This window comes from Nonomuraea fastidiosa (assembly GCF_042751225.1).
Lineage (GTDB): Bacteria > Actinomycetota > Actinomycetes > Streptosporangiales > Streptosporangiaceae > Nonomuraea > Nonomuraea fastidiosa.
Genome location: NZ_CP170570.1, coordinates 1,561,950 through 1,581,444, shown reverse-complemented (window position 1 = coordinate 1,581,444; position 19,495 = coordinate 1,561,950). Strand labels below are relative to the sequence as shown.

The 19,495-nt window shown below is 71.5% G+C and carries 17 protein-coding genes; 10 read left to right on the top strand and 7 right to left on the bottom strand.

Annotation, left to right across the window (positions count from 1 at the left end; genetic code table 11):
- The first annotated feature begins 167 nt into the window (after window positions 1-167).
- Window positions 168-1,013, top strand: a complete 846-nt coding sequence (gene mutM / locus ACFMQL_RS07110) for a bifunctional DNA-formamidopyrimidine glycosylase/DNA-(apurinic or apyrimidinic site) lyase (protein ID WP_364058875.1) — start codon at window positions 168-170, stop codon at window positions 1,011-1,013.
- Here mutM and ACFMQL_RS07105 read toward each other — a convergent pair.
- The gene (locus ACFMQL_RS07105) at window positions 961-2,136 is read right to left on the bottom strand and encodes an MFS transporter (protein ID WP_378784997.1); all 1,176 of its coding nucleotides are present in this window, start codon (window positions 2,134-2,136) and stop codon (window positions 961-963) included. The two genes, mutM and ACFMQL_RS07105, sit on opposite strands and share 53 nt — an antisense overlap.
- Window positions 2,137-2,229: 93 nt before the next feature.
- Here ACFMQL_RS07105 and ACFMQL_RS07100 point away from each other — a divergent pair, with 93 nt between their 5' ends.
- From ACFMQL_RS07100 to ACFMQL_RS07075, 6 genes are all read left to right on the top strand, one after another.
- Window positions 2,230-3,132: a LysR family transcriptional regulator gene (locus ACFMQL_RS07100; protein WP_378784995.1), complete on the top strand. Its 903-nt coding sequence runs from the start codon at window positions 2,230-2,232 to the stop codon at window positions 3,130-3,132.
- A 34-nt stretch (window positions 3,133-3,166) separates the two neighbouring features.
- The gene (locus ACFMQL_RS07095; RefSeq protein WP_364058866.1) at window positions 3,167-3,454 is read left to right on the top strand and encodes an acylphosphatase; all 288 of its coding nucleotides are present in this window, start codon (window positions 3,167-3,169) and stop codon (window positions 3,452-3,454) included.
- A 190-nt stretch (window positions 3,455-3,644) separates the two neighbouring features.
- Window positions 3,645-3,839 (top strand): hypothetical protein, encoded by a 195-nt coding sequence (locus ACFMQL_RS07090; RefSeq protein ID WP_090938435.1) that lies wholly within the window; start codon window positions 3,645-3,647, stop codon window positions 3,837-3,839.
- A 175-nt stretch (window positions 3,840-4,014) separates the two neighbouring features.
- Window positions 4,015-7,695: a chromosome segregation protein SMC gene (gene smc / locus ACFMQL_RS07085; protein ID WP_378784993.1), complete on the top strand. Its 3,681-nt coding sequence runs from the start codon at window positions 4,015-4,017 to the stop codon at window positions 7,693-7,695.
- Between the two features lie 190 nt (window positions 7,696-7,885).
- Window positions 7,886-9,061, top strand: a complete 1,176-nt coding sequence (ftsY, locus tag ACFMQL_RS07080) for a signal recognition particle-docking protein FtsY (protein ID WP_364058860.1) — start codon at window positions 7,886-7,888, stop codon at window positions 9,059-9,061.
- A gap of 257 nt (window positions 9,062-9,318) precedes the next feature.
- Window positions 9,319-11,004 carry a tetratricopeptide repeat protein gene (locus ACFMQL_RS07075; protein WP_378784990.1) on the top strand — a complete coding sequence of 562 codons (1,686 nt, stop codon included), beginning with the start codon at window positions 9,319-9,321 and terminating at the stop codon, window positions 11,002-11,004.
- Window positions 11,005-11,063: 59 nt separating this feature from the next.
- Here the strand turns inward: ACFMQL_RS07075 and ACFMQL_RS07070 are convergent, their stop codons facing one another.
- Genes ACFMQL_RS07070 through ACFMQL_RS07060 form a run of 3 tightly spaced genes read right to left on the bottom strand, consistent with a single transcriptional unit; the run spans window position 11,064 to window position 13,929 of the window.
- Window positions 11,064-11,855 carry an ABC transporter ATP-binding protein gene (locus ACFMQL_RS07070; protein ID WP_364058854.1) on the bottom strand — a complete coding sequence of 264 codons (792 nt, stop codon included), beginning with the start codon at window positions 11,853-11,855 and terminating at the stop codon, window positions 11,064-11,066.
- Window positions 11,852-12,895, bottom strand: coding sequence for an iron chelate uptake ABC transporter family permease subunit (locus ACFMQL_RS07065; protein WP_364058851.1), 1,044 nt, complete (start codon window positions 12,893-12,895; stop codon window positions 11,852-11,854). Before ACFMQL_RS07065 ends, ACFMQL_RS07070 begins: the two co-directional genes overlap by 4 nt.
- Window positions 12,895-13,929: a FecCD family ABC transporter permease gene (locus ACFMQL_RS07060; protein WP_378784989.1), complete on the bottom strand. Its 1,035-nt coding sequence runs from the start codon at window positions 13,927-13,929 to the stop codon at window positions 12,895-12,897. The genes ACFMQL_RS07065 and ACFMQL_RS07060 overlap by 1 nt, the downstream gene beginning before the upstream one ends.
- A gap of 98 nt (window positions 13,930-14,027) precedes the next feature.
- Here ACFMQL_RS07060 and ACFMQL_RS07055 point away from each other — a divergent pair, with 98 nt between their 5' ends.
- The gene (locus ACFMQL_RS07055; RefSeq protein WP_378784988.1) at window positions 14,028-15,011 is read left to right on the top strand and encodes an ABC transporter substrate-binding protein; all 984 of its coding nucleotides are present in this window, start codon (window positions 14,028-14,030) and stop codon (window positions 15,009-15,011) included.
- 59 nt (window positions 15,012-15,070) lie between these two features.
- On the opposite strand, the gene ACFMQL_RS07050 is transcribed toward ACFMQL_RS07055, so the two are convergent.
- Window positions 15,071-16,144, bottom strand: a complete 1,074-nt coding sequence (locus ACFMQL_RS07050; RefSeq protein ID WP_378784987.1) for a PLP-dependent cysteine synthase family protein — start codon at window positions 16,142-16,144, stop codon at window positions 15,071-15,073.
- A gap of 247 nt (window positions 16,145-16,391) precedes the next feature.
- Between ACFMQL_RS07050 and ACFMQL_RS07045 the strand changes: the two genes are divergently transcribed.
- Window positions 16,392-16,976, top strand: a complete 585-nt coding sequence (locus ACFMQL_RS07045) for a sigma-70 family RNA polymerase sigma factor (protein WP_364058839.1) — start codon at window positions 16,392-16,394, stop codon at window positions 16,974-16,976.
- On the opposite strand, the gene ACFMQL_RS07040 is transcribed toward ACFMQL_RS07045, so the two are convergent.
- Together ACFMQL_RS07040 and ACFMQL_RS07035 are read right to left on the bottom strand one after the other, a co-directional pair.
- A complete protein-coding gene (locus ACFMQL_RS07040; RefSeq protein WP_378784986.1) occupies window positions 16,977-17,885 on the bottom strand; it encodes an anti-sigma factor RsbA family regulatory protein in 909 nt (302 codons plus the stop codon).
- A gap of 54 nt (window positions 17,886-17,939) precedes the next feature.
- On the bottom strand, window positions 17,940-18,779 hold the full coding sequence (locus ACFMQL_RS07035; RefSeq protein ID WP_364058833.1) for a DMT family transporter: 840 nt from the start codon (window positions 18,777-18,779) through the stop codon (window positions 17,940-17,942).
- A gap of 94 nt (window positions 18,780-18,873) precedes the next feature.
- On the opposite strand from ACFMQL_RS07035, the gene ACFMQL_RS07030 reads away from it, so the two are divergent.
- Window positions 18,874-19,449: an XRE family transcriptional regulator gene (locus tag ACFMQL_RS07030; protein ID WP_364058830.1), complete on the top strand. Its 576-nt coding sequence runs from the start codon at window positions 18,874-18,876 to the stop codon at window positions 19,447-19,449.
- The last annotated feature ends 46 nt before the right edge of the window (window positions 19,450-19,495 follow it).

Genomic DNA, 19,495 nt, shown 5'->3' with positions numbered 1-19,495 from the left:
GGTTTCGGTCAGGGGAGGGGCTACCGGCGGAGGAGGGGTCTGCTCGAAGATGGTGGGCCTGATGCGCGTGATCGTGAGCAGGGCGCCGGGAAGGGCCGGGGCGGCGTCCGATGTTGTCCGGAGGGTGAGACTTACGTTCCCTCCGCTGTCGAAGGGCGGGGTCCGAGGTGCCTGAGCTGCCGGAGGTCGAGGTCGTCAGGCGGGGCCTCGCGCAATGGGTGATCGGGCGCGAGATCGCCGCCGCCGAGGTGCTGCACCCGCGTGCGATCAGGCGCCACGTGCCGGGCGCCGACGAGTTCGCCGCCCGCCTCAAGGGCCGCACGCTGCTGTCGGCCGAGCGGCGCGGCAAGTACCTGTGGCTGCCGCTGTCGGGTGCGGAGGAGGCGCTGCTCGCCCACCTGGGGATGAGCGGCCAGCTCCTCGTCGCCGATCCCGGCAAGCCGCCGGAGAAGCACCTGCGGGTGCGCCTGCGCTTCGAGGACGGCGGCCCCGACCTGCGCTTCGTCGACCAGAGAACGTTCGGCCACGTCATGCTGACGCCGCTGGTGTCGGGCGTGCCCGCGCCGATCGCGCACATCGCGCCCGACCCGTTCGAGCCGGCGTTCGACGAGGCGGAGTTCGCGCGCAGGCTGCGGGCAAGGCGTACGGAGATCAAGCGGGCCCTGCTCGACCAGTCGCTGATCAGCGGCGTCGGCAACATCTACGCCGACGAGGCCCTGTGGATGGCGAAGCTGCACTGGGCGCGTCCGACGCAGACGCTCACCCGGCCCAAGATCGCCGAGCTGGTGTCGGCGGTGCGCACCGTGATGAGCGCGGCGCTGGAGCAGGGCGGCACCTCGTTCGACAGCCTGTACGTCAACGTCAACGGCGAGAGCGGCTACTTCGAGCGCTCGCTTGAGGTGTACGGCCGCCGCGACCAGCCCTGCTCCCGCTGCGGCACGCCCATCAGGCGCGACCCCTTCATGAACCGGTCGTCCTACTCCTGCCCCAGATGCCAGCGACGACCGCGCTGACCGCGGTGAGCGCGGCGCCCGTCCACATCACGGCGGGCACGGACACCGCGTCCGTGATCCGGCCGCCGGCGAGGGCGCCGAGCGCGATCGAGAGGTTGAACGCGCTGACGTAGAGCGCCGTGCCGCGCTCGCCGCCGCCTTCGCGCATGAGCCAGAGCTGCAGCGCGACGCCGACGCCGCCGTAGCCGACGCCCCAGACGAGCAGCGCGGCCAGGGGCGGCATGCCGGTCAGCGCGAGCGCCAGCATGGCGGCGGTCATCAGGACGACCAGCACGATGAACGTGGACCTGGGGTTCCTGCCCGCGCGGGCTCCGGAGGCGAAGTTGCCGATCACGCCGGCGACGCCGTACAGCAGGAGCGCGGTGCCGATGAAAGCGGGACCGGCCTGGGAGACCTGCTCCAGGAACGGGCGTACGTAGGTGTAGGCCGCGAAGTGCCCCGAGACGGTCAGGGCCGTGAGCACCAGAACGAGCACCAGCGGCCCTGTAAGCCACGCCAAGCGCTTCTCCCGAGCGGCAGACCCAGAATCATCGGCCTCGGGACGCAACGGCGGCAGCGTCGCCGCCAGCAGCGCGAGCAACGCGATCGACAGCGCACCGGCGGCGGCGAACGCGCTGCGCCAGCCCGCGAACGACGACACGAACGTCGCCGCGGGCACGCCCAGCACGGACGCCACGGACACCCCGCCCAAGATGATCGAGGTGGCCCTCCCCACGGAGCGCTCCGGCACCAGGCGGGCGCCCAGGGCGGCGGCGAACGCCCAGAAACCGCCGATGCTCACGCCCGTCAGCACCCTCGCGGCCAGCATCACCGTGTTGTCGGGCGCGGCGGCGGCCACCACGTTCGCCACGCCGAGCAGCGCCATCAACCCCATCAAGATCAGCCGCCGGTCCAGGCCGCGCGCGGTGAACGCGAGCACCGGCGCGGCGACGGCAGCCACCAGCCCGGGAGCCGTCATCGACAGGCCGGCCGTGCCCGGCGACACGCCGAGGTCGTCGGCGATCGAGGTCAGCAGCCCGACGGGCAGCATCTCACTGGTGACCACGGTGAACGTGCCCACCGCGACCGTGGTCACGGCGAGCCAGCGCGCCCGTGCGGCGCTTGAGACTTCGGTCATCGTCATGCCGCTCAGCCTCGTGCGGCGGGCGGGCGGGAACAATGACGAGACCCGAAGGCTTGGTTTAGTCAGGCTAAGCGTTCGCCCGGGGAGGGGCGCATGGAGTTCAGGGAGCTGGAGTGCTTCGTCGTCCTCAGCGAGGAGCTGCACTTCGCGCGTACGGCCGAGCGTCTGTACCTGTCGCCAGGCCGGGTGAGCCAGCTCGTACGTTCGTTGGAGTCGAGGATCGGCGGGCGGCTGTTCGAGCGCACCAGCAGGCGGGTACGCCTGACGCCGCTCGGCGAGCGGTTCCTGGCCGACCTGCGGCCCTCCTTCGACGGCCTGGCGCAGGCGGTGAGCAGGGCCAGGGCGGCGGCCAGAGGGGTGACGGGGGAGCTGAGGGTGGGCTTCCTGGCCACGCCGACCGAGCTGGTGGCGGGCAGCGTACGCGCCTACGAGCGGCGCAACCCCGGCAGCGTGGTCAAGCTGGTCGAGATCCCGCTGTCCGACCCCTTCGGCAAGCTGCGGGCCGGCGAGGTGGACATCACGTTCACGCTGCTGCCCGTGGACGAGCCCGACCTGGCTACGGGAGAGGCGCTCAACCGCGTCTCCTACCGGCTCGGCCTGTCCGTACGCCACCCGATGGCCAAGCGGGCGGTCATCGAGGCGGAGGAACTGGCCTCGATCCCGCTCATCGGGCTGGACGGCCCGGCGCCGCGCGGCTGGCAGGAGCGCATCGCGCCGTCGGCGACCCCTTCCGGGAGGAAGATCCCGCTGGCGGGTAAGGTGGCGACCACGCAGGAGGGCCTGACCCAGGTGGCGCTCAACCGCGGCGGCATGCTCTTCTGCACGCCCACGGCGGCTCAGTATCCCCGGGCCGACGTCGTGTTCGTACCGGTCACCGGGTTGCGCGCCTCGATACTCGGCCTGGCCTGGACGAAGGCGGGCGAGACGGCCGCCGTCAGGGCGTTCAACGAGGCGGCGGTCGCCCATGCGAACGCGGCGCCCGTCCTGGTGGCCTGATCACTCAGCGTGACTGCGGCATGGAGGAGTGCGGATGTCTGACGGCGGTTCGGACGCCCGGTTGACCGCCTGGGTGCGGGGCCGGGTGCAAGGCGTGGGCTTTCGCTGGTGGACCCGGTCGCGAGCGCTGGAGCTCGGACTCACCGGGTGGGCACGCAACATGGAGGACGGCCGCGTCGAGGTGGTCGCCGAGGGTCCGCGCGAGGCGTGCGTCAAGCTGCTGGAGCAGCTCAGAGGTTGCGACACGCCGGGCAGAGTGGATGGAGTAGTAGAACGCTGGAGCGAACCCCGAGGTAGTTTGGGGGGGTTTGTGGAAAGGTAGCTCGTTTCGCTAAACCGCCCAAATAGGGTATAGTTGTATGTCGGGAGTGCCCATCAGTAGGGCTCAGCGGTTCGATCGACTTGACCGCCCACACTGCCGGTGCGACTCTTGTTAGGTACCACGCGCACCCCTCCCGCGGAATAGAAGTGCGCGAACCAGTCTGGTCACTCAGCGTGGAGGACCCTTTACCATGGCGAAGGCTCTACTCGGCCACGTCGGCGGTCCTGACCCTCGAATGGTCTCGGAAATGCGCCGCCTGCAGCAGCGCATACGAGACCTGGAGGCAGAACTCATCCGACTCCAGGCCACCAATGACGCTCTTGCGGCGCAGACCCGCGACGAGGCACTAAGCCGCATGCAGGAGCGCGAGCCGGCACTCACCTGAGAGTGATCGGAGCGCAAGACCCAGGGACGTCTCGATGAGGCGTCCCTTGTTACGTGCCTCATACCTCACCCCACACCTCACCCCGGAGACCAGGTCCCGGCCATGATGCCCACTCGCGGCCCTTCGGACCAGTAGGCTTTTCCGAGTCCGTTCCGGGGAGAGGGGGGTCGCGCTCGTGTATCTGAAGACCCTCACCCTGCGCGGCTTCAAGTCCTTCGCCTCGGCGACCGTCCTCCGCTTCGAGCCGGGCATCACCTGCGTGGTCGGCCCCAACGGCTCCGGGAAGTCCAATGTCGTCGACGCCCTGGCCTGGGTCATGGGCGAGCACAGCGCCAAGTCGTTGCGCGGCGGCAAGATGGAGGACGTCATCTTCGCCGGCACGGCCAACCGGCCGCCGCTCGGCCGCGCAGAGGTCACGCTGACCATCGACAACAGCGATGGCGCGCTGCCCATCGACTACACCGAGGTCACGATCAGCCGGCTGATGTTCCGGTCGGGGCAGAGCGAATACGCGATCAACGGCGACACCTGCCGCCTGCTCGACATCCAGGAGCTGCTGTCCGACTCCGGCATCGGCCGTGAGATGCACGTCATCGTCGGCCAGGGCCAGCTCGACACCGTGCTGCACGCGGGCCCCGAGGAGCGCCGCGCCTTCATCGAAGAGGCCGCGGGCGTGCTCAAGCATCGCAAGCGCAAGGAGAAGGCGCTGCGCAAGCTCGACGCGATGCAGGCCAACCTGACCCGCGTCCAAGACCTCACCACCGAGCTGCGCCGCCAGCTCAAGCCGCTGGGCCGGCAGGCCGAGATCGCCCGTAAGGCCGCCGTCATCCAGGCCGACCTGCGCGACGCCAGGCTCAGGCTGCTCGCCGACGACGTGTGCACGCTGCGGGCCAAGCTGGAGCGCGAGGCCGCCGACGAGGCCGCGATCATGGCCAGGCGGCAGCAGGTCGAGGCCGAGCTGGCCGAGGCACAGCAGCGCGAGGCGGCACTCGAGGCGGCCGAGGCCGAGACGCAGCCGCGCCTGGCCGCCGCGCAGGAGACGTACTTCAGGCTGTCCTCGCTGCGCGAGCGCATCACCGGCCTCGAACAGCTCGCCATGGAGCGCCACCGCCACGCGCTCGACGCCGCCTCCATCGAGCGGCGCGGCCGCGACCCGGAAGACCTTGAGCGCGAGGCCGCCGAGGTGCGCGAGCGCGAGCAGCTGCTCAGGGCCGAGCTGGAGCAGGCGCAGGAGCTGCTGGAAGAGGCCGTGCAGGCGCGGACGGCGGCAGAGGCCGAGCTGGCCGCCGAAGAGCAGCGGCTCGCGCTGGCCGCCAGGGCCGCCGCCGACCGCCGCGAGGGGCTGGCCAAGCTGCGCGGCCAGGTCGACTCCGTACGCAGCCGCGCCAGGGCCGCTGAAGAAGAGATCGGCCGGCTCACCCAGGCGGTCGCCGACGCCACCGAGCGCGAGCGCCGGGCAAGGGAGGAGCTGGAGGCGCAGCGGCAGGAGGTGCCGGCCGCCGACCCCGCGCTGGCCGAGGAGCTGGCCGCGGCGCAGGCCGCCGTCGAGGAGGCCAGGGCGGTGGCCGACGAGGCGCGCGCGGCGGTCGAGGAGGCCAAGGCCGGTCTCGAAGCGCCCCGCGCCGCGCTCAAGGCGGCCAAGGCGGGCGTGAGCAGCGCCCGCGCCGCCGACCAGGAGGCGCAGCGCAAGGTGGCCGCGCTGGCCGCCCGCCGCGACGCACTGGAGCTGAGCCTGGCCAAGGGCGACGGCGGCGCCGCGCTGCTGGACGCCGATCTGGGCGGGGTGCTGGGGCCGCTGGCCGCCTCCATGCAGGTGACGCCGGGGGCCGAGCAGGCCGTGGCCGCCGTGCTCGGCCCGGTCGCCGAGGCCATCACGGTCAAGACGCTCGACACCGCCGTTGAGGCCCTTGAGCTGCTGCGTACGCAGGGCACCGGCCAGGCGACGCTGCTCGTGGCGCTCGCCAACGGCGCGAACGGCGGTGCGCGCGGCGAGGCGCCGGGCGGCGGCCGGTGGGTGGCCGACCTGGTGACGGTGCCGGAGCACCTGCGGCCCGCGCTCGACCACGTGCTTTCCGGCGTGGTGCTCACCGAAGACCTCGACGCCGCCCGCGCCCTGGTCGAACGCCACCCCGAGCTGCGCGCGGTCACCAGGGCGGGCGACGTCGTCGGCGCCCACGTGGCCACCGGCGGATCCACCGGCGGCACCTCCGTGCTTCAGGTGCGGGCCGCGCTCGACGAGGCGCTCGCCGACCTCGAAGCGGCCGAGACCAGGGCCGAGGAGAGCGCCGTGGCGCTGGACGAGGCGGTCGCCGCCGAGCAGGCCGCCCAGGCCGCGCTTGAGGCCGCCGAGGCCCGCGTCAGCGAGGCGCAGACCGCGCTCACCACCGCCCAGGCAGGGGTGAGCGCCGCACAGGGCACGCTCGACCAGATCAGGGGCCGCCAGCGCGAGGCCGACCAGGCGAGCGCCGCGGCGGCCAGGCGGCTCGCGCAGATCGAGGCCGCCGCCGACGCCGCGCGCCAGGAGGCCGAACGCCTGACCGCGAGCGTGGCCAGGGCGGAGGCGGCCCGCGCCGAGCGCCTGGAGGAGCTTGCCGAGCTGGAGGTCCGGCTCGCCGAGGCCGAATACGCCCAGGAGCTGGAGTCCGAGCCCACCACCGACCTGCGCGACGAGCTGGCGAGCGCCTGCGAGGCGGCCAGGCAGCGCGAGATGGACACCCGCCTTCAGGTGCGCACCGCGGAGGAGCGCGTCAAGGGCATCGAGGGCCGCGCCGACGGCCTGCTCAGGGCCGCGAGAAGGGAGCGCGAGGAACGCGCCCAGGCGGCCGCTCAGCGGGCCAGGCGCAGGCGTCAGGCGGCGCTCGCCGACGCCGTCGCCAAGGGCGCGAGGAGGGTGCTGACGGCGCTGAACGACTCGGTCGCGCTGGCCGAGCGCGAGCGCGACGAGGCCGAGCTGGCCAGGGTGGCGGTCGACGCCGAGCTGAAGCAGGTCCGCGTACGCGTGCGCGAGCTGGGCCAGGAGCTCGACAAGCTGACCAACCGCGTCCACGGCAACGAGATGGCGCGCACCGAGCAGCGGCTGCGGCTCGAACAGATGGAGCAGCGGGCGCTCGACGAGTTCGGCGTCGAGGCCGAGGCGCTCATCGCCGAGTACGGCCCCGACGTGCCGGTGCCCGGCGAACCGCCGGTCCCCTACGTACGCGAGGAGCAGGAGAAGCGGGCCAAGGCCGCCGAGCGGCAGATGAACCAGCTCGGCAAGGTCAACCCGCTCGCGCTGGAGGAGTTCGCGGCCCTGGAGGAGCGCCACGCGTTCCTCAACTCCCAGCTCGAAGACCTCAAGAAGACCCGGCGCGACCTGCTGACCGTGGTCAAGGAGGTCGACGACCGGGTGGAGCAGATGTTCGCCTCCGCCTACGAGGACGTCGCCCGCGAGTTCGAGCAGATCTTCACCCGGGTCTTCCCCGGCGGCGAGGGCCGGCTGGTGCTGACCGACCCCAGCGACATGCTGACCACCGGCGTCGAGGTCGAGGCCAGGCCGCCGGGCAAAAAGGTCAAGCGGCTGTCGCTGCTGTCGGGCGGCGAGCGCTCGCTGACGGCGGTGGCGTTCCTGATCTCCATCTTCAAGGCGCGGCCGTCGCCGTTCTACGTGATGGACGAGGTCGAGGCGGCGCTCGACGACACCAACACGCAGCGCCTGCTCACGCTGTTCGAGGAGCTGCGACAAAGCTCACAGCTCATCGTCATCACCCACAACAAGCGCACGATGGAGATCGCCGACGCGCTCTACGGCGTGTCCATGCGGGGCGACGGCGTGACGCAGGTGGTCAGCCAGCGGCTCAGGGAGCGCGAGTCGGCCTGAGGTTCAGCGCGTGAGTCGGTCTGAGGCTCAGGGGGTGTGAGTCGGCTTGAGCCGGTGGCCGGGCGGCGGTTCCGGAGGGCGTGAGCCGGTCTGAGCCGGTGGCCGGGCGGCGATTCGACGGGCGCCGGTCCGCCTGATCGGTGTGGCCTTGTGCGTGACCATGCCGTTCGATCTGGAAAACTGACATCTTGTGGATTACCTCGGCGTCATCGTGATCGTGGCCGTCGTCGCCATCTTGGCGGTCGGCGGTCTTTTCCTGCTGTTCAGGCCGGGCCGCAAGGCTGCGCCGCCGGTCAAGCCGCCGGAGGCCCCCGTGCTGCCGGAGGAGGGCGAGAAGAAGCCCGCCGGCGCGGGTGAGGAGGCCGAGGGCGCGACCACCACGCTGCCGCCTCCGGCCAAGCCCGCCGAGCCGGTCGTCAAGGCGCCCGAGGTCGAGGTGCCGCCGCCGTCTGCGGGCCGCATGGTGCGGCTGCGCTCGCGGCTCGCCCGTTCGCAGAACGCGCTGGGCCGCGGGCTGCTCGAGCTGCTGTCGCGCGACCACCTCGACGACGAGGTCTGGGACGAGATCGAGGAGCGCCTGATCACCGCCGATGTGGGGGTGGCTCCGACCCGCGCCATAGTGGAGGAGCTGCGCACCCGGGTGAAGGTGCTGGGCAGCCGCAGCCATGAGGAGGTGCGCGGCCTGCTGCGCGAGCAGCTGCTCGCCCAGGTCGGCCCCGACCTCGACCGCACGCTCCACGTGCAGAAGCACGGCGAGCGGCCGGCCGTCGTGCTGGTCGTGGGCGTCAACGGCACCGGCAAGACCACCACCACGGGCAAGCTCGCCCGTTCGCTCATCGGTGACGGGAAGAAGGTCGTGCTGGGCGCGGCCGACACGTTCCGCGCCGCCGCCGCCGACCAGCTCCAGACGTGGGGCGAGCGGGTCGGCGCCGACACCGTGCGCGGCCCCGAGGGCGGCGACCCGGCGTCCGTGGCGTTCGACGCGGTGGCCAGGGGCATCGAGGACAAGGCCGACGTGGTCATCGTCGACACCGCGGGCCGGCTGCACACCAAGACCGGCCTCATGGACGAGCTGGGCAAGGTCAAGCGGGTCATCGAGAAGAAGGCCACGGTCGACGAGGTGCTGCTCGTCCTCGACGCCACCACCGGCCAGAACGGCATGCGCCAGGCCCAGGTCTTCGCCGAAGTGGTGAACATCACCGGCATCGCGCTGACCAAGCTCGACGGCACCGCCAAGGGCGGCATCGTCATCTCGGTGCAGCGGGAGCTGGGCGTTCCGGTGAAGCTGGTGGGGCTGGGCGAGGGGCCCGACGACCTCGCGCCGTTCGACCCCGAGGTCTTCGTGGACGCCATTTTGGGCGAATGATTTACGGTTACGCCGTAAATATTCGTGAAGGAGCCCTTACCAGATAAGCCTTGATCGACCTCTTTTTCATGTGTTGACATATATCGTCATCAAAGATCGTTGGATCGCTTTGGTACGTGAAAGGCCGCTCATGAAGAAGATCGTCGTCCACCGGCCAGGAACTGTGAAGCCGACCGCTGCGGCGGCTCCGAGGCACAGCGCCTGAGCTGCGGGGCCGGCGTCTCGGTGGGGGCGCCGGCCAGGGCAGAACGATCCACGTGGAGACGATCCTCATTGACGCGGACCGCCGGATCGGCGGGCCGTATACGCTGGCCGCGGCATTGCTGGCGCGGCTCGTTCCCGGTGCGCTGAAAACCGCGCCGGACCTGGTCGCCGCACACGACATCGAGATCAGGGCGGCGGCGCCCGCGCTGCGCGCCGCGGTGCCCGCGCGCAGGCGCTCGCTGGCCGACGACCTGCCCAGAGCGCAGCGGGTGCTCGTGCCGGGTGCACGGCGCAGCCTGCGCATCGCCAACGGGCTGGCCGAGTTCGTGCGCGACTACCTGACCGCCGCCGGGCCGCTCACCCTGCGGGTGACGAACCTCGGCGAGGCCGACTACACCGACAGCGAGCTGGTGAAGGTGCTGCGCCGCCGGCTCGACCCCGAGCTGCTGCGCATCGAGGAGGGCCCGTCGGCGCCGGGCAGCGGGCCGCTGCGGGCCGACTTCGGCCGTTACCGCGACGAGGGCTTCCACCACGCCATGGCGGAGTCGGGGCTGGAGGTGCTGCGCGGGCTGGCGTACGACGACGACCCCGAACGCTGGCAGCTCCTCGTGCAGCGGGTCGCCGCCGCGCTGGAGGCGATCGAGCGCGAGGACGAGGCCCACGACCTGTACGACAGGGCCAGGCGGCTGAGCACCGACCCCAAGCACCGCGCCACGATCGCGTACGCCACCGCCATGATCCTCGTACGCCACCACGACCCGGCGCAGCGCGACCCGGAGCAGGCGCTGTCGTGGATCAACGAGGCCGTCACCATCACCTCGCTGCTGCCCGACCCCCGTGAGCGCGCCTTCCACCTGGGCTTCGACCTCAACGGCAAGGCCCTGGTCGAGCTGCGCAGAGGCCGCAGGGAAGCGGCCATGGAGCTGGTCGAGCAGGCGATCGAGCTGGCCGAGACGCACCTCCAGGACGAGCACCCGATCCACCGGCTCATCCTGTACGCCAACAGGGGACAGCTGCTGGCGCTCGGCGGGCGGCGCGAAGAGGCGCTGGCCGACTACGACAGGGCCATCGCGGCCGACCCCGGCTACCCCGACTACTACCTCGACCGGGGCAACCTGCTGCACGCCATGGGCCGCTCGGACGAGGCCCTGGCCGACTACGAGGCGGTGATGCGGCTCAGCCCGCCGTTCCCCGAGGCGTACTACAACCGCTCGGAGGTCCGCTACGCGGCCGGCGACCTGGCGGGAGCGCGCGCCGACCTGGACCACACGCTGGAGCTGGACCCGGACTTCGCCCCCGCCTATGTCAACCGCTGCGGCCTGCACGTCGCCGCGGGCGACTACGTGCGGGCGCGGCAGGACGTGGAGCGCGGGCTCGCGCTGGCCCCTGAGGATCCTTACCTGCTGTGCGTGCTCGGGCAGGTCGAGCTGGCCGAGCAGCGCTACCCGGAGTCGCGGCTGGCCTTCGACCGGGCGCTGGAGATCGACCCCGAGCTGGTCGCGGCCTGGGCGGGACGGGCGGAGCTCGCGTTCGAACGCGGCGACAACGAGCTGGCGGTGTCGGATCTCACCCGGGCGCTGAAGCTGGGAGAGACGGCCGAACTGCTCTACAACAGGTCGCTGGCGTACCGGGCGGCGGGGCTGGCCGAGCAGGCGCGCCAGGACCTGCTGCGGGCCGCGGAGCTGGACCCGGACGACGCGGACGTGCGCGCGGCGCTGTCGGAGCTCGGCGACGCCTGACGCGCCGCCGGGGGGCGCCCAAGGGTTCCTGTGACGGCGGGCCGAGCGGTCCGGCGGTGTCAGGACGCGTGGGAGAGCGGGCGGATCGGGACGACCAGCGGGGTGCCGGCCACCGGGTCGGGGATGACCTTGGCGTCCAGCTCGAAAACCTCGCGCAGCAGCTCCTCGGTCAGCACCTCGTGCGGGGTGCCGGAGGCGATCACCCGGCCGGCGCGCATGGCGACCAGGCGGTCGGCGTAGCGGGCGGCCAGGTTGAGGTCGTGCAGGACCATGACGACCGTACGGCCGCCCTCCTCGTGCAGGTGCCTGACCAGTTCGAGCACCTCCACCTGATGGGCCAGGTCGAGGAACGTGGTCGGCTCGTCGAGCAGCAGCAGGTCGGTGCCCTGGGCGAGCGCCATGGAGATCCACGCCCGCTGCCGCTGCCCGCCGGACAGCTCGTCCAGCGGCCGCTCGGCCAGGTCGGCGAGGCCCGTCATGTCCAGGGCCGCCGCGACCGCGCCCTCGTCGTCGGACGACCACTGCCGGTACCACGTCTGGTGCGGGTGGCGTCCCCTGGCCACCAGGTCGGCGACCGTCAGCCCCTCGGGGGCGGTGGGCGACTGGGGGAGCACGCCGAGGACCTTGGCCACCTCGCGGGTGGGGATCTTGTCGATGCGCTTGCCGTCGAGCAGCACCTCGCCGCCCTGCGGCTTGAGCAGCCGGCCGAGCGCGCGCAGCAGCGTGGACTTGCCGCAGCCGTTGGGGCCGATGATGGTGGTCACCGTGCCCGCCTCGATGCCGAGGTCGAGCCCGTCCACGATGAGGCGGTCGCCATACCCGAGCTTGACGTCGGCGGCCTGCAGTCTCACTTTCGCGACCTCCAGATCAGGTGGATCAGGTACGGTGCGCCCAGCACGGCGGTGACGATGCCGACGGGCAACTCGATGGGGGAGAACAGCGACCTCGCGATCAGGTCGGCGGCCGTGGTGAGCACGGCGCCGACGACCGCCGAGCACAGCAGCGGCGGCTGCCCCGAGCGGACCAGCCGCAGCGCGATCTGCGGCGAGGCCAGCGCCACGAACGCGATCGGCCCGGCCGAGGCGGTGGCCACGGCGGCGAGCAGCACGGCGGCCAGGATCATCAGCGCCCTGGCCAGGTTCGTACGCACCCCGAGCGCGGTGATGGTGTCGTCGCCGAAGCGCAGCGCGTCGAGCGAACGGGTGCCGAGCAGGGTGAGCGGCACCAGCACGGCCAGCGCCACCCCGGTCGGCACGACGTGCTCCCAGCCGCGGCCGTTGAGCGAGCCGCTGATCCACACCATGGCGCGGCCGGTGTCGTTGACGTCGCCGACGGTCAGCAGCCAGAACTTGACGTTGGTGAACACCGCGGCCACGCCGATGCCGACCAGCACCAGGCGGTAGCCGTCGAGGCCGCGCCGCCAGGCCAGGCCGTACACGATGGCCGCGCCGATCAGGCCGCCGAGCAGGGCCAGCGCGGGGATGCCGAGGGTGGCGAGCAGGCCGCTGACGCCGCCGTACACGCTGCCGCTCGCCACCACGCCGGCCACGACCGTGACCGACGCGCCGGTGGTGACGCCGAGGATCTCGGGGCTGGCGAGCGGGTTGCGGGCGATGGACTGGATGATGGCGCCGGACAGCGCGAGCGCGGCGCCGACCAGGGCGCCGGTGAGCGCGCGCGGCAGGCGCAGCTCCATGATGACGAAGTGGGCGGGGCTGCCCGCGTCGAACGTGCCGGAGATCACCTCGGGCAGCGTCATCTCGATGTCGCCGATGCGCATGTTCAGCGCCATGAGCAGGGCGAGCAGCACGGCGCCCGTGACGGTGACGGCGACGCCGCGCATCCGCAGCCGCCAGGACAGGCCGCCGAGTCGCAGGGGGAGTGTGGTCATCACAGGCGTACGGGCTTTCTGCGGCGTACCAGGGCGACGAAGAAGGGCGCGCCGAGCAGCGCGAGCACCACGCCCACCTCCAGCTCGCCGGGCGGGGCGACGACCCGGCCGACCACGTCGGCGACCAGCAGCAGGGCCGCGCCGATGAGCCCCGAGTACGGCAGCAGCCAGCGGTGGTCGGTGCCGGACAGCGGCCTGGCCAGGTGGGGCACGATGAGGCCGACGAACGCGAGCGAGCCGCAGGCGGCCACGGCGGCGCCGGACAGCAGGGTGACGGCGGCGACGCCGATGGCGCGGGTCCTCGCGACGTTCTGGCCGAGGCTCCTCGCCACGTCCTCGCCGAGTGAGAGCGCGTTGAGCCCGGGGGCGTTGACCATCGCGAGCACCAGGCCGGCCGCGATGAACGGCAGCACCTGCCAGGCCACGTCGGCGCCCCTGGCGGCGATGGAGCCGGCCTGCCAGAAGCGGAAGACGTCCATCGCCTGCTCGTCGAGCAGCACGATGGCGGAGGTCAGCGCGTACAGCAGGGCGCTCACGGCGGTGCCCGCCAGGGCCAGCGTGACGGGGGTCGGGCCGCCCCTGCCGCCCACCATGCCGAGCGCGAAGACCGCGACGCTGGCCACGAGCGCGCCCGCCAGGCCGAACCAGATGTAGGCGAGCAGGCTGGACGTGCCGAGCAGGATGATCGACGACACCATGGCGAACGCGGCGCCCTGCGTGACGCCGAGCAGCCCGGGGTCGGCGAGCGGGTTGCGGGTGTGGCCCTGCATGAGGGCGCCCGCCACGCCGAGCGCGATGCCGGCCATGACGCCGAGCGCGGTCCTGGGCAGCCGCAGCGATCGGATGACGATGTCGTTCTCGGTGCCGGTCGGCGCGGTGATCGCGTGCCAGGCGTCGGCGAGCGGCACCGACTTGGAGCCGATCGTGATGCTCAGCAGGACGCCGATCGCCACGGCGGCGAGCAGCACGCCCAGCACGCCGAGCCGGCGCCGCTGAATGCCGTGGAGGCGCGGGGCGACGGCGGAAACGCTCACCCGAGTCCTCCTGACGTTTGCCCGATCCCGCTGAAGTATGCCAGGTTAGGCAGGGCTAACCTAATTTAGGCTTACCTTACTTCGGGGAAAGGGATCTGATGAGACCGTTGCGCGTGCTGGTCGGCGCTGTCCTGCTGGCGGCACTGGCCGCCTGCGGCTCGGCGGAGGGCGCAGGCGCCGGATCGGCGCGGGACGCCTCGAAGAGCGCGGCGCCGTTCAGGACCGTGCGGCACGCGATGGGCGAGACGGTCATCCCCGCGCGGCCGAAGCGGGTGGTGGCGCTCGACCAGAGCTTCGTGGACGCGGTGCTGACGCTGGAGACGCCGGTCGTCGGCTACACCACGTACCGGTCGATCGAGACGAAGCTGCCCGGCTACCTCGGCCCGGTCGTCGAGCGGTACGGCCAGGAGGCCACGTCGGTCGGCACTCTGGAGCAGCCCAGCCTTGAGAAGATCATGGCGCTCAAGCCCGACCTGATCGTCTCGGCCAAGGTCCGGCACGAGGCCCTGTACGACCGCCTGTCCAAGATCGCTCCCACCGTGTTCAGCGAGACCACCGGGGCCATCTGGAAGGACAACCTCCGGCTCATGGGCCAGGCGCTGGGCAAGGAGGACCTCGCCGAGGCGCGGATCAAGGCGTACGAGGAGCGCGCCGCCGCCATCGGGCGGGAGATCAAGGAGAAGGAGGGCGAGCTGCCCACCATCTCGATCGTGCGCTTCGCCGGCGAGCCCACCACCCGCCTGTACGTCGAGAACTCCTACTCCGGCGTGGTGCTGAAGGACGTCGGCTTCCCGCGCCCCGAGGGCCAGCCCACCGCGCAGGACGCGATCGCGGTGAACGTGAGCCAGGAGCGCATCGCCGACCTGGACGCCGACCACATCTTCGTCGCCACCTATCCGGACCCGGCCTCCGACGGGCCGAAGCAGAAGTTCGTCGGCAACCCGCTGTGGGCCAAGCTCAAGGGGAAGAAGCACGAGGTCAGCGACCTGACGTGGATGACCGCGGTGGGCATCCAGGGGGCGCACGCGATGCTGGACGACGTGGCCGAGATCTTCGGCGTCGATCCGGCCAAGACGTCCTAGCCGCCGCTGACGAACCGGCCGCCGCCCTCATCGAGAAGGCCCGGCCGGTTCCGAGTGCCCTAGCTGTTCATGAACCTGCGCAGCTCCTCCAGGTGCGGCTCGATGTCGAGGCCGTTGGCCGCCAGCCACGCGGGGTTGCCGTACGTCCCCCTGTACCGGTCGCCGCTGTCGCAGATCAGCGTCACGATGCTGCCCCGCTCCCCGGCCGCGCGCATCTCCTCGATGAGCTGCACGCACGCCGCCATGTTGGTGCCGGTGGAGCCGCCGACGTCGAGCCCGGTCACCTCGCGGGTCCAGTGCAGGGCGGCGATCGAGCGGGCGTCCGGCACGGCGATCATGCGGTCGATGACCGAGGGCAGGAACGAGGGCTCGACGCGCGGACGTCCGATGCCCTCGATGCGGGAGCCGGGGGCGGTGACCGTGAGGTCGCCGTCCACCCAGCTCGGATAGAAGGCCGAGCCCTCGGGGTCGACGACGGCGAGGCGGGTGTCGTGGCGGCGGTAGCGGATGTAGCGGCCGATGGTCGACGATGTGCCGCCGGTGCCCGCGCCTACCACGATCCAGGCGGGCTCGGGGTAGGGCTCCATGGACATCTGTGAATAGATCGATTCAGCGATGTTGTTGTTGCCGCGCCAGTCGGTGGCCCGCTCGGCGTAAGTGAACTGATCCATGAAGTGGCCGCCGGTCTCCGCGGCCAGACGGTGAGATTCGTCATAGATCGCACGCGGGTCGTCAACCAAATGACATTTTCCGCCGTAGAACTCTATGAGATGACACTTCTCCGGCGACGTGGAGGCGGGCATGACCGCGATGAAGGGAAGACCGAGCAACCGGGCGAAGTACGCCTCGCTGACGGCGGTGGATCCGCTCGACGCCTCCACGATCGTGGTGGTGGGGCCGATCCAGCCGTTGGCCAGGCCGTACAGGAATAGGGAGCGGGCCAGCCGGTGTTTCAAAGATCCGGTTGGATGCACCGATTCGTCTTTCAGATAAAGGTTTACGCCCCAGTGCGGGGGCAGCGGAAAGACGTGCAGGTGTGTGTCGCAACTACGGTTGGCGTCGGCCTCGACCTTGCGTATGGCCTCCGCCACCCAGCGGCGTGTCCCCGAGTCATGCCGGTCCACGAATCTCATGGCCATACGCTATCCCATGTGACTCTCGCCACTATTCCTATGATTTTGGGTGGGTAGTGTTATGATAATGAGACTTGTCCCGCCGTGGACGTGACGCACGCCGCGAGCAGATGGACGATGACCCCCCTTCTGATCGAAGCGGAACCTCTCTAACGCCCCCCTTACCAAGGGCTTGCGAGGATGGAACCGCCGTCAGGCGGCTTGTGCCGAAACGGGGGATAGCGCAAGGGGGAATGAATTGATCACCATGACCGATGAGCAGCGCCAGGACTGGTTCGAGCGGGACGTCGTGCCCGTGACGTCGCAGCTGTTCGCCTCCGCCATGCGCCTGACCCGTAACACCGCTGACGCGGAGGATCTGGTGCAGGAGACGGTGGCGAAGGCGTACACGTCGTACCACCAGTTCCGCGAGGGCACCAACCTCAAGGCGTGGCTGCACCGGATCCTCACCAACAACTTCATCAACGACTACCGCAAGAAGCAGCGTTCGCCCAAGCTGTCCGCCGCCGAGGACATCGAGGACTGGCAGCTGCACGCCGCCGAGTCGCACAGCTCCACCGGCCTGCGCTCGGCCGAGACCGAGGCGCTCGACCGCCTGCCGGACAACGTCGTCATGAACGCACTGCGCTCCCTTCCCGAGGACTTCCGCGTGGCCGTCTACCTCGCCGACGTCGAGGGCTTCGCGTACAAGGAGATCGCCGAGCGCATGGGCACGCCTATCGGCACCGTCATGTCGCGGCTGCACCGCGGCCGCCGCCAGCTCCGGGCCATGCTGGAGGAGTACGCCCGCGAGGAGGGCGCCGTGCGCCTGCCCGCGCAGCGGGCCGCCTGACTACCGCTCCACCCTCAGGTGGAGGCGGACCCGTAACACACCGTCCTCCGCGCGCAGGTCCACCAGATCGCACAGTTGTCTGCTGATCCAGAGCCCGTATCCCCGTGGGGATTCGGGCTCTGGTGGTATGTAGCCGGGTAACGGGTCGTCGAGCGCGCCTCCCGGGTCGGAGCTCTCGCAGATCAGCTCGCCGTCCCTGATCCACATCGCGACCGTGCCGTGGCCCGCGCCGTGCTCGACGCTGTTGGCGGCGATCTCCGAGACGCTGATCACCAGCGACGTGACGAGGTCGTGGTCCATGCCCGCCGCCCTGGCGTAGTCGCCGACGGTCCGGCGCAGCCGCTTCAGCTCGCGGCCGGTGAAGCCGAACCTCTCGGCGTCGGGCGCGGGCGGGGGCAGGGGTGCGTGGTCGCCGTCGAGCACCAGGTCGTGCGGGGGGACGAAGCGGGTGCTCGTCACCTCGCCGTCGGCCCCGAGCAGGGCCGGGTGGATGACCGGCCCGTACGCCACCACGGGCTCGGGGGCCCGGCGCACGTCGTACGGGCACATCACGATCGCGGCGGCGCGGTGCAGCGCCGCGTTGATCACCGAGTCGCAGCGGATCAGCTCCCTGATGTCGCGCTCGCTCATGCCCGTCCAGGACGGCTCGGCGATCACCAGCGTGCTGCGGCCGCGGGTGTAGTCGTGGCAGGCGGCGAGCATCCGGTACGGATGCGCGTACCAGGCGGCGGGCGAGCGGCTGTCGATGCGGGCGGCGTCGGGCCCGAGCGCCGCGGTCAGCAGGCCGAGCTTGGCCGCGCCGGTGACGACCAGCACCTGCCTGCCTTCGTCCAGCGCGGAACGCACGCGCGGCACGGTGAGGGTCACGAAGGACTCCTCGGAGTCGTACGGCACCGCGACGTGCCTCAACGATCCGTCAACGGAACGTGCCCGGGCAGGGCGCACAGGCGGAACGTAGCAAGGCTAGGAGTGCTGTGCAACGGCTATGAGCGCCACCGCGGCCAGCGCGCACACCACGCCGGCGATCTGGACGGCCCGCAGACGCTCGCCGAGCACCCGGTTGGCGAGCACCAGCGTGCTGGCGGGATAGAGCGAGACGAGCACGGCGACCAGGCTGAGCAGGCCGTCACGCTGGGCGAGCAGGTAGAGCACGTTGGCCGTCATGTCGAGCACGCCCGCCGCCACGATGACGGGCAGCGACCCCGCGCCCGGCCGCAGACCGCGCCCGGTCAGCAGGGCCAGCAGGGCGACGACGGACACCGACGACAGCCGGGCGCCGACCAGCGGCCACAGCCCGGAGTCGTCGGGCGCCATGGACAGCAGGATGAAGAACCCGCCGAACCCGGCCCCCGCCGCCAGCGAGACCAGCACCGAGCGCGGCGTGACCTGCCCGCCGCCCTTGCCCTCCTGGCTGACCAGCAGCACCGCGCCGAGCGCCAGCGCCACGCCCACCAGCGCCTGCACGCCGGGACGGTCGCCGGTGGCCAGGCCGAACACCACCGGCAGCGCGGCCGAGGTGACCGCCGTGGTGGGGGCCACCACCGACATCACGCCCGTGGCCAGCGCCCGGTAGAACAGCACCAGCCCGGCCGCGCCCGCGAGCCCGGCGGCCAGGCCCCAGGAGAGCGCGAGGGTGCCGTACGCGCCGGGCAGCAGCGGCAGCAGCACGAGGATCAGCGCCAGGCCCGCCGTCTGCGAGAGCACGACGACGGAGAGCACCCGCGAGCGCCGGGTGGCCAGGCCGCCGAAGAAGTCGGCGGTGCCGTAAACGATGGCGCAGGCGGTCGCCAGGATGACCGTCACCAGGGGGAGTCCTTCCTCGGATCAATGTATTGCACTATTAGTGCAATGCACAGAGTACATCCTGCTGCACTACCCATTCACTACACTGCACTGCATGGAGGACCCCGAGCTCATCACCCAGGCCATCGCCAACAACGTGCGCGCCCAGCGCGCGCACCGCGGGCTCACCCTCGACGCGCTGGCCGCCAGGTCGGGCGTGAGCCGGGGCATGCTCGTCCAGGTCGAGCAGGGGCGCACCAACCCCAGCGTGTCCACGCTCACCCGGATCGCCTCCGCGCTCGGCGTCACCGTCGCCCGCCTGGTCGAGGTCGGCGACGTGCCCATGGTGCGGGTCGTGCAAAAGGACGACGTCGTCACCTTCGACCAGGGCGAGGGCCGGGCGCGGCTGCTGGTCGGCGCCGACATGCCGATGATCCTGGAGCTGTGGGACTGGCGGCTGAGCCCCGGGCAGCACCACGACGGCGACGCGCACCCGCCGGGCACCCGCGAGATGCTCACCGTGCTGGAGGGCGAGCTGACGCTGATCGTGGCGGGCAAGAGCCACGTGGTCGGCACCGACGCCGCCGTGCTCTTCACCGCCGACCGGCCGCACCGCTACGCCAACCAGGGCGACGCCGAGCTCAGGTTCATCATGGCCGTGGCCGAGCCGCGCACCGCCGGCGACACCTGAACGAGACGCCTGCGCCGGACGCGTGATCTATAAGCGCGAAACCCCT